Here is a 13,530-nt window from a genome sequence, read left to right on the forward strand (position 1 = left end):
CCCGACGCCAACCACCACGACGGCCCACCCTGGCGCCCCGACGAACACGAAGTCGACCGCTGGTGCCGCCTACTGGCCTGGTACGGCATCCCGGCCGATCCCGGCGACCTCAGCCTGCGGCGGCCGGAGCCCGGCCGGGCACCGGCCGGCGTCACCGTGCTGCACCCCGGATCCAAGGTCCGGGCGAAGCGCTGGCCGGCGGAGCGGTTCGCGGCCGTCGCCCGCCACCTCGCCACCGCCGGCCACCACGTCGTCATCACCGGCGACGCCGCCGAACAACGCCTCGCCCGCCACGTCGCCCACCTGGCGGGGTTGCCCGACGACGCGATCCTCGCCGGGCACACCGACCTGCACCACCTCGCCGCCCTCGTCGCCCACGCCCGACTGCTCATCAGCGGCGACACCGGCATCGCCCACCTCGCCACCGCCTACCACACCCCATCGGTCGTCCTCTTCGGCCCGGTCTCCCCGGCCCTCTGGGGACCACCACCGGACCGGCCGTACCACCGCGCCCTGTGGGCCGCCGAACGGGATTGTCCGAGGTGGGACGGGGTAGGAACCCATCCGACGTTGGCGGCCGTGGACGTCGGCGAGGTGCTGGCCGCCGCCCATGAGGTGGAACAGGCGGTGCGGACGACCGGTGCGGTTGCGGCGTAGTGATCCGGGCAGGCCGGGCTACCGGCGCCGCCGGCGTGGCAAGGGCTGGGAGTTCCGGGACCCGGCGGGCGAGCCGGTCCAGGATCCGGACCAGCTGACGCGGCTGCGGGACCTGGTGATCCCGCCGGCCTGGCAGGACGTCTGGATCTCCCCGTACCCGAACGGGCACATCCAGGCGACCGGCATCGACGCCGCCGGCCGCAAGCAGTACCTGTACCACCCCGAGTGGCGACGCAAGCGGGACGAGGCGAAGTTCGACCACGTGCTGGAGGTGGCCCACCGGCTGCCGCGGCTGCGCGAGCGGATCGCGCACGACCTCGACGGACGTGGCCTGAACCGGGACCGTGTCCTGGCCACCGTGGCTCGGCTGCTCGACCTGGGCGCGTTCCGGGTCGGCAGCGACCAGTACGCCGCCGGCGACGACCCCACCTTCGGTGTGTCGACGCTGCGGCCGGAGCACGCGCGGTCCCGGCGCGGGTGCGTGGTCTTCGAGTTCCCGGCCAAGGGCGGCATCGAGCAGGTCCGCCGGATCGAGGACCCGGAGCTGTGTCAGGTGCTCGTCAACCTGCGCCGCCGCCGTCGGGCGGCCGAGCGGCTCTTCGGGTACTGGGACGGCCGGGACTGGCGGGACGTGCGCAGCGACGAGGTCAACGACTACCTCCGTGACGCCAGCGGCGGCGAGATGACCGCGAAGGATTTCCGCACCTGGCACGCCACCGTCCTGGCGGCCACCGAGTTGGCCACCGTGGGCCGGCAGCGGTCGGCCACCGCGCGGCGCAGGGCGGTGGCCGCGGTCATGCGGGAGGTCGCGGAACTGCTTGGCAACACACCCACCGTGGCGCGTGCGTCGTACGTGGACCCGCGCGTGGTCGACCTCTACCACGAGGGCGTGGTGGCGCCGGTGGACCCGCGGACACCGCGCGAGGAGGCCGAGCGGGTCGTCCTGGAACTGCTCCAGGAGGCGTGACCGGCTCCGCCAGCGGCCCTGGGGGAAGCAGCGGCGGAGCCGGGGATCCACGGCGTCGGCACGGGTTGCCGCCGGGCGACCGCCCGCCGCCGACCGGCGGCGGGCGCCCCGCCACGGCCCCCGTTCGGCGGGCCGCCCGTACCGGTATGGCGTCCGGAGGGGGCGGCCGCTTCGGGCTCAAGTCTGCCCGGAGCGGGTTGACCCTGGACGCCGTGCGGTTGACTTTCCGTGCCTACTCATGGCTGATCCGCCGCCAGGTCTGCGGCGTCGTGCCGTACGTCGTCCGGAACAGGCGGCTGAAGTGCGCCTTGTCCGGAAAGCCCCACCGCGCGGCGATGACCTGCACGGACTGGTTGCGCAGCGCCGGGTTCGCGAGGTCCTGCCGGCACCGGTCCAGCCGCAACCCCCGGATGTACGAGGCGACGGTCGTCTCCTCGGCCTCGAACAGCCGGTGCAGCGACCGCACCGACACGTGGTGGGAGTCCGCGATGGTCCGGGGGCTCAGCGCGGCGTCCCCGAGGCGCCGCTGGATGTACGCCTGTACCTGGGTGAGCAGGGCCCGCCGGCGCATCTCCGACGGGACGGCGTCCTCCGACACCAGATGCCGGCCGAGCATCGTGCTGGCCAGGTCCAGGGCGACGGCGCCGAGGCGGCCGGCGTCCGCCGCGTGGTACTGCTCGGGTTGCGTGGCGACCTGGGCCAGGAACTGTGCCAGCAGGGCGCCCACTCCCGTCGTGCCCGACATCCGGCCGCCGAACAGTGGCGCGAGCCGCTGCGGTGGGAGCGGCAGGACGGCATGCGGGATGATCATGACGATCGAGGTGGCGGGGCCGTCGTCGTCGCTCTGGTGGTGCACCTCGTGGGGGCGGGCGGCGTCGTAGAAGGTGAACTCGCCGGCGCGGCCGGAGCTCTGCCGGCCGTCCTGTTCGGCGGCGCTGCGCCCCGCGGTGGTCAACGCCAGCAGGTGGATGTCGGGATCGGACTGGCGCACCAGCTTCGGCGTGCGGAAGCAGTCGAGTGACGGGTAGCGGTAACTGACCACCTGCAGCGGGCCCAGGTCGATGAACTCGGCCCGGGCGGCGAAGTCGTCGGCGTGCACGGAATGGATGCGCAGCGGTGCCGCCGTGCGGGCGACCAGTTCCAGCCACATCCCGAAGCGGTCCGCGGCCGCCACCTGCTCGGTGTCGATGATGGTCGGCTCCAGCATCGTCCTCCCCTGTCCGGCAGGGCCCGGGCTCCGGCGGGCGGGCCGTCACCCGCCGGGGAAGTGCCATTCTGCTGGGTCGTCGCTGGGCGGGGAAGCCGGGCGACGACGTCGCCGACGACCACGGCCGTGCCCCGGCGGGTGTCGCCGAGGATCCGGACCGGCTCCGCCGGCGGGTAGGCAGCGGCGGAGCCGGCTTCCCAGGTGTCCCTGAGTGCCACCGGGCGAGCGCCCGCCGCCTTGGCGGAGAGCGTACCGCCACGGCCCCCGTTGGCTGGGCCGTCCGGCACGCGCGGGCGTGGTGGCCGGCCCTCCCGGTGCCAGTTTCCGGCTCGGAACTTGACGCCGGCCGCCATCCGGTTGACGATCCGTGCCACCCGCGGTCCCCGCCCCAACTGACTGGTCAGTCAGTAGCTGGTTGGCATCCGCCGGTGGGCCCCGACAGGTGCAACTCCCGGTAGGCGCGCGGACTCAGGCCGTACGCCGCGCGGAAGCTACGGCTGAAGTGGGTCGGATCGGTGAAGCCCCAGCGCCGGCCGACGCGGCGTACCGGCTCGTGCCGCAGCAGGGGATCGGCCAGGTCGGCGCGGCAGCGGTCGAGCCGTCGCCGCCGGATGCTGCCGGCGACGCCCTCGGGCTCGTCCTCGAACAGTCGGTGCAGCGTCCGTACGGACAGCCGGTGCGCTTCGGCGACGGCGCGCGGTGTGAGCGCGGGGTCGCCGAGATGCCGATCGATGAAGGCGTTGATCTGGGTCAGCGTGGCCTGCTGCCGGACCTCGACCGGTAGGTCGTCCTCGGCGTCGAGATGATGGGCGAGCATCGCGGCGACCAGGCTGAGGGTGAGATCCGCCAGCCGGGGCGCCGCGGCGACGCGGAACTGCTCGGGGTGCCGGGTGATGTGGTTGAGGTGCTGTGCCAGCAGGGCCCCGGGCCCCTCGGTGCCGGGCATCAGCGCCGCGGTCATCCGCTCGACGCGGTCGGGGGAGATGGGTAGCAGCGCCCGCGGAAAGGTCGCGGTGACCGAGGCGGCCTGTTCCCGGCCGCCCCGGGTGCTGCGGTGTGCGAGCCGGTGCGGCCGGCTCCAGTCGAGCAGGGTGAAGTCGGTGCGGCCCATCGGCGTGGCGCGGCGATGTGCGCTGATCTCGCTCGAACCGCTGATCACCATGGCGACCTGAAAGACCTCCGGGTCCGCCTGGCGGATCAGCCGGGGAGTGCGCCATCCGGTCAGCGACTGGTAGCGGAACCGGCTGAGCTGCACGGCGCCGAGGTCGATGATCCGGGACGTGGCGCGGAAGTCGGCCACGTGGTCGCTGGCCAGCGCCACCCGCGCCGCGGCTCGTTCGGCGACGTCCAGGAAGAACGGCCAGCGTTCGGCCGGCGGCACCTGGGTCGTGTCGAGGAGATCGGCGCGCAGCGCGGTCATCGGCGGCTCCGGATCAGGACCTCGACGCCGTCGAGCAGGCGGTCCAGGCCGAACCGCCACTCCGCCTCGAAGTCGTCATCCTCGTCCTCCCCGGCCGGGGCGGCGAGCAGGTCCCGGATCGCCGGGAAGCCGCCGGCCCGGGTGAGGCGTTCGAGGTGCTGCCAGTAGCGGGTGCCGGCCTCGTCGGGACCGTCGCCCGATCCGGCGGCCGCCTCGGTGAGGTCGCCGGTGAGCGTGGCCCAGTAGCGGGCGTACCCGCTGACCAGCAGGACCGTCGACAGGCGTTCGGCGGGGTGCAGGGCGGTGTCGCGCAGGCAGGCCAGCCCCTGCTCCATCCAGCGCACGCTGTTGGGGTGGATCGGCGGGCCGCTGATCCGCACGTGTCGCAGCCACGGGCGGTGGTGGAGGGCGGCGACGTTGCCGTCGGCCCAGCGGGCGAGGGCCGTCCGCCACCCCTCGTCCGGCTCGCGGGGCGGCGGGGGATCGCCGAACGCGGCGTCGACCATCAGCTCGACCAGTTCGTTCTTCGTCGACACGTACCGGTACAGCGACATCGTGGCGACGCCGAGTTCGGTGGCGACGCGACTCATCGAGACCGCGGCGAGCCCGTCGGTGTCGGCCACCTTGACGGCGGCGGTCACCACCTGCTCCAGGCTCAGGCTGCGCTTCGGGCCCTTGCCGGGGCGCTCCCGCAGGCCCCAGGCGATGGCCACGCTCTCGGGCAGGTCGTCGGCCGGCTCGCTCATCCTCACCTCGCGGTCGCTGTGTTGACCGCCATCCTATCTTCTGCGTATGGTCTACGCAGTAAAGCGTATGCGATACGCAGAAGACGGAGAGTGAGGAGCCCATGGGGGATCCGATGACACCGGCGGTGGAGACCGTCGGGCTACGCAAGTCCTTCGGGACCGTCAGGGTGCTCGACGGGCTGACCCTCCGGGTCTCCCCGGGCACCGTCCACGCCCTGCTCGGGCCCAACGGCGCGGGCAAGACCACCACCGTGCGGATCCTGTCGACCCTCACCGCGCCCGGCGGCGGCACCGCCCGGGTGCAGGGCCACGACGTGGTCCGGGACCGGCGTCGCGTACGCCGGGTGATCAGCCTCGCCGGCCAGCACGCGGCCCTCGACGACGCCCAGACCGGCCGGGAGAACCTGGTGATGATGGCCCGACTGACCGGCCTGTCCCGACCGGCCGCACGCCGCCGCGCCGCCACCCTGCTGGACCGCTTCGACCTGGCCGCGGCGGCCGGCCGGCGGGTGTCGACCTACTCCGGCGGGATGCGCCGGCGGCTCGACCTCGCCGCCAGCCTCGTCGGCGAGCCGTCGGTGATCTTCCTCGACGAGCCCACCACCGGTCTCGACCCGCGCAGCCGCCAGGCGCTGTGGGAGGTCGTCGCGGAGCTGGCCGCCGGCGGGGTCACCGTGCTGCTGACCACGCAGTACCTGGAGGAGGCCGACCGGCTGGCCGACCGGGTGGCGGTCCTGCACGGCGGCCGGCTCGCGGCCGAGGGGACGGCGGACGAGCTGAAGCGGCGCTTCGGCGCCCACCGGCTGGAGCTGACGATGCACGACGACAACCGCTTCGCCGCAGCCGTCCGGCAGCTCGGCGGCCGGGTCGCCCACGCCGACCCCGCGCGGCGGGAGCTGGCCGTCCCGATCGACGGGGACGCCCCGCAGGTCCGTCGGTTGCTCGACGAGGTCGATCCCGACCGGCGCGGCGTCAAGCGCTTCCACCTGCGCACCGCCACCCTCGACGACGTCTTCCTGACCCTGACCGGGCAGCCCGCCCCGGCCGGCGAGCGGGAGGTGGCCGGTGTCTGAGCTGACCGCGCGGGGTACCGAGCTGTCCGTCCTGGTGGGACGCTGCGTACGGCTGTCCCGCCGCAACGTCGACGCGCTGCTCACCTCGCTGTTGTTGCCGGTGATCCTGATGCTGCTCTTCGTCTACCTCTTCGGCGGCGCCATCGACACCGGCGGGGCGTACGTCACCTACGTCGTCCCCGGAGTGCTGCTGCTCTGCGCCGGGTTCGGCGCGGCGGGCACCGCGATCAGCGTCACCACCGACCTGACCGAGGGTGTCGTCGAGCGGCTGCGCACGATGGACGTCGCCGCCACCGCGATCCTCGGCGGTCATGTGGTGGCGAGCGTGCTGCGCAACATGGTCTCGACCGTGCTCGTGCTCGGGGTGGCGGTGGCGATCGGGTTCCGCCCGATGGTCGACCCGGCGAGCTGGCTCGCCGCGGCCGGGGTGCTGCTGCTGTTCCTGCTCGCCGTGTCGTGGCTGTCCGCCGCGTTCGGGCTGCTGGCCCGTTCCCCGGAGGCGGCCAACGGGTTCACCTTCCTGGTCATGTTCCTGCCGTACCCGAGCAGCGCGTTCGTCCCGGTGGAGACCATGCCGACCTGGCTGCGCGGCTTCGCCGACCACCAGCCGGTGACCCCGGTCATCGAGACGCTGCGGGCGTTGCTGCTCGGCACGCCGGCCGGCACCGCGCCGGCCGCGGCGGTCGCCTGGTGCGTCGGGATGCTGGTGGCGTCCGTGGTGCTCGCCGCGGTGCTGTTCCGGCGCCGGGTGGCTTAGCCGGCAGACGACGAGGCGGCGGTGGTCCTTGTCGGGACCACCGCCGCCGTCGGGTCGTCAGTCGTTGAGGATCTGGGCGAGTCGGTCCCGGAAGCGGCGCTCCGAGTTGGTGACCACGTCGGCGCCGAGGCCCAGGATCCCGCCGGTCGGGGCCGCGACGACCACCTGCTCGGCGATCGCCACGAGCCAGTGCTTGTACGCGCCGGCCTCGCCCTCGTCCACCTTGGCGGCGAGCAGCGCCGTCGCCTCCGCCGCCCGGCCCAGCACGTCCTCCATCAGGGCGCGCGGGTCGGACGGCTCGATCACCGGCAGCTCCGCACCGGCCTCCGGGTCGCCCACCCGCGAGATGATCTCGCCGGCCACCGCCGCGACCAGCGGACTGGCCGACTCGCGCCCGGCGGAGATGGTGTCCATCCCGGCCGCGTTCTCGGCCATCGTGCGCCGGGCGCCGTCGGACTCCGCGGCGCTCGCCGCCGTGAGCACCGACTGCGGCAGGCCGACAAGCAGCCCCCACTCCCCGTCGGTGAAGCCGAACCCGGTGTACGCCGGCTGCTCGATCACGGCACCGCCCCTTCTCTCGATCCTGGCGCCCCAGGTTAGTCCAGCGTCAGCAGGCCCTGTTCGGACACCACGCTGACCGACAGCGTCTTGTACCCCACCTCGTCGAACAGAACCGTCATGCGGTCCTCCTCGTAGCTCAGCACCAGCCCGGAACCCCACTCCGGATGCCGTACCTGGCTGTGCACCGGGAACGGGCCGACCGCGCCGTCGTCGGCCGTACTGGTGCCGGCGTGGCAGTTGTCGCAGTGCCCGCAGACGGCCGTCATCCGCTCGCCGAAGTACGCGAGCAGCGTCTGGCCGCGGCAGGCGGTGGTCTCCGCGAAGGCCCGCATCATGTCGGTGCGGGACCGGGTCACCGTCTGCTGCCGCTCCGCCTCGGCCAGCGCGGCCGCCGCCGCGTCGACCGGCGTCGGGGAGTAGCGGGGCGCGCCGAAGCGCTGCCTGCTCCGCGGTTCGGCCGCGCCGACCTGCTCCAGCAGCGCCAGGTACTGCCCCAGCTTGCGGGCGCCGAGGCCGGTCAGCTCACGCAGGTCCTTCTTGGTCGCGGGCCCGCGCCGCAGCAGCGCGGACAGGTCGCGCAGCTCGCTCTCGTCCGGCAGCCCGCCGGTGAAGTAGCGCTGCAGCCCGACGTCCTCGGCCTGCCACAGCAGCAGCACCCGGGCCGGCTGGCCGTCCCGGCCGGCGCGGCCGATCTCCTGGAAGTAGCTGTCCGGCGAGTCGGGCAGCGCCATGTGCACCACCCACGCGATGTTGGGCTTGTCGATGCCCATGCCGAACGCCGAGGTGGCCACCATGATGGGCACCCGGTCGGCGAGGAACGCCTCGTGCAGTTCGGTACGGGCACCGGCCGCCATGCCGCCGTGGTAGTACTTCGACGGGAAACCCGCGTCGGTCAGCCGGGCGGCCAGTTCCTCCGCCGCGCGCCGGGTCGGGACGTAGATGATGCCCGGCCGCTCGTCCTCGCTCAGCAGCGTGACCAGCCGCCGCCACCGGTAGTCCTCGGTCGGGCAGTGGGCCACCTCGAGGAAGAGGTTCGGCCGGTCCAGCCCGGACACGACGATCTCCGGGTCCCGCAGCCGCAGCCGGGCGACGATGTCGTCGCGTACCGGCGGGGACGCGGTGGCGGTCAGCGCTACCACCGGCGGCCGGCCGATGCCCTCGATGAGGTGGCCCAGCGCCAGGTAGTCGGGGCGGAAGTCGTGGCCCCACGCCGAGATGCAGTGGGCCTCGTCGATCGCGACCAGGGCCGGCCTCAGCGACCGGACCTCGGCCGTCCGGTCCGGGTTGGCGAGCTGCTCCGGCGTGATGAAGAGGAACTCGGCGCGCCCGGCGCGGATCTCCTCGATCGCCTCGGCCTGCTGGGCCGGCGACTCGTCGGAACTGATCCGGACCGCCCGCAGCTCGGGCCGTTGCCGCTCGTTGAGCGCGGCGATCTGGTCCTGCTGCAGCGCCAGCAGCGGGGAGATCACCACCGTCGGGCCGGGGATCAGGCTGGCCGGGATCTGGTAGATCGCCGACTTGCCGGCGCCGGTGGGGAGCACCACCAGGGCGTCGCGGCGCTTCATCACCGCGCGCATGGCGGCGAGCTGGTGGGGCCGCAGGGCGGTCCAGCCGAAGAGGCTCTTCGCGGCGCGGCGCAGGTTCCTGGAATGCGTCGACAGCTTCATCGAGGGCCGGAGGTACCCGGGTCGATCACCACCGAAACCGGCCCCGGCCCGCGTCGCACGGCTCAGCGGACCCGGGGGAGCACCTCGCGCTGGTAGAGGTCGAACAGCCCGTCCCAGTTCGGGCCGACGTTGGCCACGTAGACCTCGTCGAAGCCCGCCTTCGCGTACTCCTCGATCTTCGCCACGTGGGCGTCGGCGTCGTTGCCGCAGACGAACGCCGACTTCATCGCCTCCTGCGGCACCAGCTGGGCCGCCTGCTCGAAGTGCCGCGGCGACGGCAGCACCTGGGACAGCTCGCCCGGCACGCCGGCGTTCGGCCAGCGCTCGTACGCGATCCGCGCGCCCTCGTCCGCGCTGTCCGCGTACGCCGCCTTGAAGCCGGCCTGCACGGGCTTGTCGCCACCCCCGGCGGAGCGGAACCGGCGCACCAGGTCGGCGTCGGGGGACGTGTTGATGTATCCGTCGCCGATGCGCGCGGCGACGTCGACGGCCTTGGGGCCGAAGCCGGAGACGTACACCTTCGGGGGCGTGTCCGGCAGCGTGTAGATCCGGGCGTGGTCGACGGTGTAGTGCCGGCCGCGGTGCCGGACGAAGCCGCCCTGCCACAGCTCGCGCATCACCGCCACGGCTTCCTCGAGCATCTCCAGCCGGGTGTCGGTGTGCGGCCACACGTCGCCGAGGATGTGCTCGTTGAGCGCCTCCCCGGTGCCGACGCCGAGCACGAAGCGCCCCTCGTGCAGCACGGCGCTGGTGGCCGCGGCCTGCGCCACGACGGCCGGGTGGATCCGGACGGTGGGACAGGTGACCGCGGTGGTGACCGGCAGCCGGCAGACCTGGCTGAGCGCCCCGATGACGGACCAGACGAACGGGCTCTGCCCCTGGGCGTCCGTCCAGGGGTGGTAGTGGTCCGAGATCCACAGCGCCTCGAAGCCGGCCCGCTCGGCGCCGCGCGCCTGCGCCAGCAGGTCGGCCGGCGGGAACTCCTCGCTGGACAGGAAGTAGCCGATCCTCATCGTCGCCCCCTTCGCCGGAAACCGTCGGGAGGTCGGTACCCGGCGGGAGGTCGCCGAACCCGCCGCGCTCCGGCGGGTCAGCGGCGGAACATGGCGCGGATCGCGGCGAGCAGCAGCAGGCCGCCCACCACCACGCCGAGCAGGCGTACGCCGGGGATGTCGGCCGGGCTCGTCGCGTCGGCCAGCAGCACGGGGTCCATTCCGGCACTCTCCCCGCCGATGCTCGTCCCAGCAACTGTAAGGTTTATTGACTATTCCGTCGCGCGGTGTGACCATGACAGCACCGCCGCCGGTGGCGGGGCCGCCGACGTGTGCAGAGACGGGGGGAAGGCGACGCATGAGCGACCTGATCGAGGAGCAGCCCGGGGTGGGAGCGTGACCATGCCCGAGGGGAATCTCGCGTCACTGGCCGCCGCCGTCCTGCAGCCCGGCTTCGTCGGTACCACCCCGTCGCCCTGGGTGCGCCGCTGGCTCGGCGAGGGACTCGGCTCGGTGGTGCTCTTCGCCCGCAACGTCGTCGACCCGGAGCAGGTCGCGGCGCTCACCGCGGACCTGCGCGCGGAGCGGCCGGACGTCATCGTCGCCATCGACGAGGAGGCCGGCGACGTGACCCGGATCGAGTCACGGCACGGCAGTTCGCGGCCCGGCAACCTCGCCCTCGGCGCGGTCGACGACACCACGCTCACCGAGGAGGTGGCCCGCGACCTCGGCGCGGACCTCGCGGCCCTCGGCGTGACCCTCGACTACGCCCCGGACGCCGACGTCAACTCCAACCCGGACAACCCGGTGATCGGCGTCCGCTCGTTCGGCGCCGACCCGGCCCTCGTCGCCCGGCACACCGCCGCCTGGGTACGCGGCCTCCAGGCCGGCGGCGTCGCCGCCTGCGCCAAACACTTCCCCGGGCACGGCGACACCCGCGTCGACTCCCACCACGACCTGCCCCGGATCACCGGCGACCGGACCCGGCTGGACGCCGTGGAGCTGGCGCCGTTCCGCGCCGCGGTGGCCGCCGGCGTGCAGGCGGTGATGACCGGCCACCTGCTCGTGCCCGCGCTGGACCCGCGGCTGCCGGCCACCCTGAGCCGCCGGATCCTCACCGGGCTGCTCCGCGACGAACTGGGCTTCGCCGGCGTCGTCGTGACCGATGCGGTGGAGATGCGGGCGGTCGCCGACCGGTACGGCTTCACCGGCGCGGCGGTACGCGCGCTCGCCGCCGGCGCCGACGCCATCTGCATCGGCGGCGAACACGCCGACGAGGACGCGGCACGGCGCCTGCGCGACGCGATCGTCGCGGCGGTCGTGGCCGGGGAGCTGCCCGAGGAGCGCCTCATCGAGGCGGCGAAGCGGGTCGGCCAGCTGGCGGCGTGGACGGTCTCCGGACGGGCCGCCCGGCCGGCCCGCCGCCCGGTACCGGACGGCGGCTCAGTGATCGGGCTCGCCGCCGCCCGGCGTGCCCTCCAGGTCACCACGAGCCGGGCCGGACTGGGCGTGCTGCCGCTGGCCGGGCCCGCGCACGTGGTCGAGTTCGAGCCGCCCCGCAACATCGCGATCGGCGTGGAGACCCCGTGGGGCCTCGCCGACCCGCTCACCGGACTGCTGCCGGGCACGACCGCCGTCCGGTACGCCGAGGCCGACGTGCCCGACGATCCGACCAGCGGCGCGGGCCGCCGCTGCGTCGTCCTCGTGGTGCGCGACCTGCACCGGCACCCGTGGATGCGGGCGGCCGTGGCGCGTTCCCTGGCCGCCCGCCCGGACGCCGTGGTCGTCGAGCTGGGCGTGCCCGCGCTGGTCACCGGTTCGGTGCACGTCGCCACCCACGGGGCCACCCGCGCCGCCGGCCGCGCCGCCGCCGAGATGCTGACCGGAGCCGCCTGACGCGGACCCGCCCGCCCGGCGCCCGCGCTCAGGGCCGGTCGGTCACCAGGTCGGCGTACTCGGGGTGGCGCTCGATGAAGGCGGCCATGAACGGGCAGCGGGGGACCACCTTCGCGCCGCGCTCGCGCAGCTGGTCCAGGGTGCCCCGGATCAGCGCCGCGCCGACGCCCATGTTCTGGAACCGCTCACCCACCTCGGTGTGCGTGAAGACCAGGTACCCGTCCCGCGGCAGGTACGCGGTGAAGCCGGCCAGCGCGTCGTCGACCAGGATCTCGAAGCGGTGCTTGGCGGGGTTGTCCTCGACGAGGGTGCTCACCCGGCCATTCTGCCCGCGGCGGCGGCCACGGTGTCCAGTTCGGTGAGCAACCGGTCCACCTCGTCGGCGGTGTTGTAGTGGTAGATGCTCGCGCGTACCGCGCCGCCGGTGTCCCGCAGGCGCATCGTCTCGAAGTACTCGTAGGCGTAGTAGTCGCCGGAGGAGAGGCAGAGCCCGGCCGCGCCGAGCGCCTCCTGGGTGGCCGCCGGGGACACGCCGGCCAGCCGGAAGGAGACCGTCGGGCAGCGCCGCGCCGGCGACCCGAGCACGGTCACCCCGGGCAGCGCGGCCAGACCGTCGAGCAGCCGGGCCAGCAGCCCCTCCTCGTACGCCTGGGCGGCGGCCAGGCCGGCCCGCAGCCGGTCCCGCCGGCTCCCGGTGGCCGCCGCGTCCAACCCGGCGAGGTGGTCGACGGCGGCGGTGACGCCGGCCAGCAGCGGGAAGCTCGGTGTGCCGTACTCGAACCGGTCGGGCACCGTGTCGGAGGAGGGGCGCAGCTTCGCCGGGCGCAGCCGCTCCCAGCGCGCCGGGTCGGCGGCCATCGCGGCCAGATGCGGACCGGACCACTTGTAGGCGCTGGTGACGAGGAAGTCGGCGCCCAGCGCGTCGAGGTCGGTCGGGCCGTGCGGCACCGAGTGCACCCCGTCCACGCAGACCAGCGCGCCCACGGCGTGAGCGGTCTTGGCGATCGCCGGGACGTCCGGCACCGTACCGATCGCGTTGCTGCCGGCGGTCACCGCCACCAACCGGGTCCGCTCGCCGACCAGGTCGGTGTACTGGCCGGCCGGCAGCTCGCCGGTGCGTTCGTCGAACTCGGCCCAGCGCACGGTCGCGCCGGCCGCCTCGGCGGCCTGCACCCACGGCCGGACGTTGGCGTCGTGGTCCAGCCGGGAGACCACCACCTCGTCGCCGGGCCGCCACGTCGTGCCGAGCGTCCGGGCCAGCGTGTACGTGAGTGCGGTCGCGCTCGGGCCCAGCACGACGCCGTCCGGAACCGCGCCGAGCAGGTCCGCCACGGCGGCCCGGGCGGCGTCCACCAGCTCGAGCGACCGGCGACCGGGAAGGTTCCCGGCGCTGCGGTTGCCGAGCGCCGTCCGCATCGCGTCGGTCACCGCCTCGATCACCGGCGCGGCGGTCTGGGTGCCGCCGGCACCGTCGAGGTGGACGTGGCCCTCGGTCAGGGCGGGGTACGCGGCCCGGATGCGGGCGATGTCGAACGCCATGACGGGGACCCTAACCCCGCGCCCGTGATCACGGCGGGCGGCCGGTGT

At 74.2% G+C, this 13,530-nt stretch carries 14 protein-coding genes; 5 read left to right on the forward strand and 9 right to left on the reverse strand.

The genetic code is table 11. The annotated features are described in order from the left end of the window. On the forward strand, positions 1-657 hold a 657-nt coding region (locus ABTW87_RS23895), incomplete at its 5' end, for a glycosyltransferase family 9 protein (protein WP_350653188.1). Next, a complete protein-coding gene (locus ABTW87_RS23900) occupies positions 641-1,624 on the forward strand; it encodes a DNA topoisomerase IB (protein ID WP_350653189.1) in 984 nt (327 codons plus the stop codon). The genes ABTW87_RS23895 and ABTW87_RS23900, both read left to right, overlap by 17 nt. A gap of 232 nt (positions 1,625-1,856) precedes the next feature. Here ABTW87_RS23900 and ABTW87_RS23905 read toward each other — a convergent pair whose 3' ends face one another. The 3 genes from ABTW87_RS23905 to ABTW87_RS23915 all read right to left on the reverse strand — a co-directional run bounded on the left by ABTW87_RS23905 (position 1,857) and on the right by ABTW87_RS23915 (position 4,997). Beyond that, a complete protein-coding gene (locus ABTW87_RS23905; protein ID WP_350653190.1) occupies positions 1,857-2,831 on the reverse strand; it encodes an AraC-like ligand-binding domain-containing protein in 975 nt (324 codons plus the stop codon). Positions 2,832-3,231: 400 nt separating this feature from the next. Further along, positions 3,232-4,251 (reverse strand): AraC-like ligand-binding domain-containing protein, encoded by a 1,020-nt coding sequence (locus ABTW87_RS23910; protein ID WP_350653191.1) that lies wholly within the window; start codon positions 4,249-4,251, stop codon positions 3,232-3,234. Further along, positions 4,248-4,997 (reverse strand): TetR/AcrR family transcriptional regulator, encoded by a 750-nt coding sequence (locus ABTW87_RS23915; protein ID WP_350653192.1) that lies wholly within the window; start codon positions 4,995-4,997, stop codon positions 4,248-4,250. The genes ABTW87_RS23910 and ABTW87_RS23915 overlap by 4 nt, the downstream gene beginning before the upstream one ends. A 101-nt stretch (positions 4,998-5,098) precedes the next feature. Here ABTW87_RS23915 and ABTW87_RS23920 point away from each other — a divergent pair, with 101 nt between their 5' ends. Together ABTW87_RS23920 and ABTW87_RS23925 are read left to right on the forward strand one after the other, a co-directional pair. Beyond that, complete coding sequence (locus tag ABTW87_RS23920; protein ID WP_350653193.1) at positions 5,099-6,070, forward strand: ATP-binding cassette domain-containing protein; 972 nt, start codon at positions 5,099-5,101, stop codon at positions 6,068-6,070. Further along, positions 6,063-6,827 (forward strand): ABC transporter permease, encoded by a 765-nt coding sequence (locus tag ABTW87_RS23925; RefSeq protein WP_350653194.1) that lies wholly within the window; start codon positions 6,063-6,065, stop codon positions 6,825-6,827. The genes ABTW87_RS23920 and ABTW87_RS23925 overlap by 8 nt, the downstream gene beginning before the upstream one ends. Positions 6,828-6,884: 57 nt before the next feature. Here the strand turns inward: ABTW87_RS23925 and ABTW87_RS23930 are convergent, their stop codons facing one another. From ABTW87_RS23930 to ABTW87_RS23945, 4 genes are all read right to left on the reverse strand, one after another. Further along, the gene (locus ABTW87_RS23930) at positions 6,885-7,388 is read right to left on the reverse strand and encodes a hypothetical protein (protein WP_350653195.1); all 504 of its coding nucleotides are present in this window, start codon (positions 7,386-7,388) and stop codon (positions 6,885-6,887) included. A gap of 35 nt (positions 7,389-7,423) precedes the next feature. Continuing rightward, positions 7,424-9,055, reverse strand: coding sequence for a RecQ family ATP-dependent DNA helicase (locus ABTW87_RS23935; RefSeq protein ID WP_350653196.1), 1,632 nt, complete (start codon positions 9,053-9,055; stop codon positions 7,424-7,426). Between the two features lie 62 nt (positions 9,056-9,117). Continuing rightward, positions 9,118-10,068 carry a TIGR03557 family F420-dependent LLM class oxidoreductase gene (locus ABTW87_RS23940; protein ID WP_350653197.1) on the reverse strand — a complete coding sequence of 317 codons (951 nt, stop codon included), beginning with the start codon at positions 10,066-10,068 and terminating at the stop codon, positions 9,118-9,120. Between the two features lie 77 nt (positions 10,069-10,145). Beyond that, complete coding sequence (locus ABTW87_RS23945) at positions 10,146-10,268, reverse strand: hypothetical protein (protein WP_350653198.1); 123 nt, start codon at positions 10,266-10,268, stop codon at positions 10,146-10,148. 175 nt (positions 10,269-10,443) lie between these two features. On the opposite strand from ABTW87_RS23945, the gene ABTW87_RS23950 reads away from it, so the two are divergent. After that, positions 10,444-11,943, forward strand: coding sequence for a glycoside hydrolase family 3 protein (locus tag ABTW87_RS23950; protein WP_350653199.1), 1,500 nt, complete (start codon positions 10,444-10,446; stop codon positions 11,941-11,943). A 28-nt stretch (positions 11,944-11,971) separates the two neighbouring features. On the opposite strand, the gene ABTW87_RS23955 is transcribed toward ABTW87_RS23950, so the two are convergent. Together ABTW87_RS23955 and ABTW87_RS23960 are read right to left on the reverse strand one after the other, a co-directional pair. Continuing rightward, entirely contained in the window at positions 11,972-12,259 is a 288-nt protein-coding gene (locus ABTW87_RS23955; protein ID WP_350653200.1) for a GNAT family N-acetyltransferase, read from the reverse strand. Continuing rightward, a complete protein-coding gene (locus tag ABTW87_RS23960; protein WP_350653201.1) occupies positions 12,256-13,482 on the reverse strand; it encodes a cysteine desulfurase-like protein in 1,227 nt (408 codons plus the stop codon). Before ABTW87_RS23960 ends, ABTW87_RS23955 begins: the two co-directional genes overlap by 4 nt. Positions 13,483-13,530: the final 48 nt, after the last annotated feature.

The sequence above is a fragment of the Micromonospora sp. NPDC126480 genome (assembly GCF_040302465.1).
Taxonomy (GTDB): Bacteria; Actinomycetota; Actinomycetes; order Mycobacteriales; family Micromonosporaceae; genus Micromonospora.

Bases quoted from the DNA above. Each gene is read 5' to 3' on its own strand.
- ABTW87_RS23910 (WP_350653191.1), bottom strand. From the start codon at position 4,251: ATGACCGCGCTGCGCGCCGATCTCCTCGACACGACCCAGGTGCCGCCG.
- ABTW87_RS23915 (WP_350653192.1), bottom strand. From the start codon at position 4,997: ATGAGCGAGCCGGCCGACGACCTGCCCGAGAGCGTGGCCATCGCCTGG.
- ABTW87_RS23905 (WP_350653190.1), bottom strand. From the start codon at position 2,831: ATGCTGGAGCCGACCATCATCGACACCGAGCAGGTGGCGGCCGCGGAC.
- ABTW87_RS23940 (WP_350653197.1), bottom strand. From the start codon at position 10,068: ATGAGGATCGGCTACTTCCTGTCCAGCGAGGAGTTCCCGCCGGCCGAC.
- ABTW87_RS23960 (WP_350653201.1), bottom strand. From the start codon at position 13,482: ATGGCGTTCGACATCGCCCGCATCCGGGCCGCGTACCCCGCCCTGACC.
- ABTW87_RS23920 (WP_350653193.1), top strand. From the start codon at position 5,099: ATGGGGGATCCGATGACACCGGCGGTGGAGACCGTCGGGCTACGCAAG.
- ABTW87_RS23935 (WP_350653196.1), bottom strand. From the start codon at position 9,055: ATGAAGCTGTCGACGCATTCCAGGAACCTGCGCCGCGCCGCGAAGAGC.
- ABTW87_RS23945 (WP_350653198.1), bottom strand. From the start codon at position 10,268: ATGGACCCCGTGCTGCTGGCCGACGCGACGAGCCCGGCCGACATCCCC.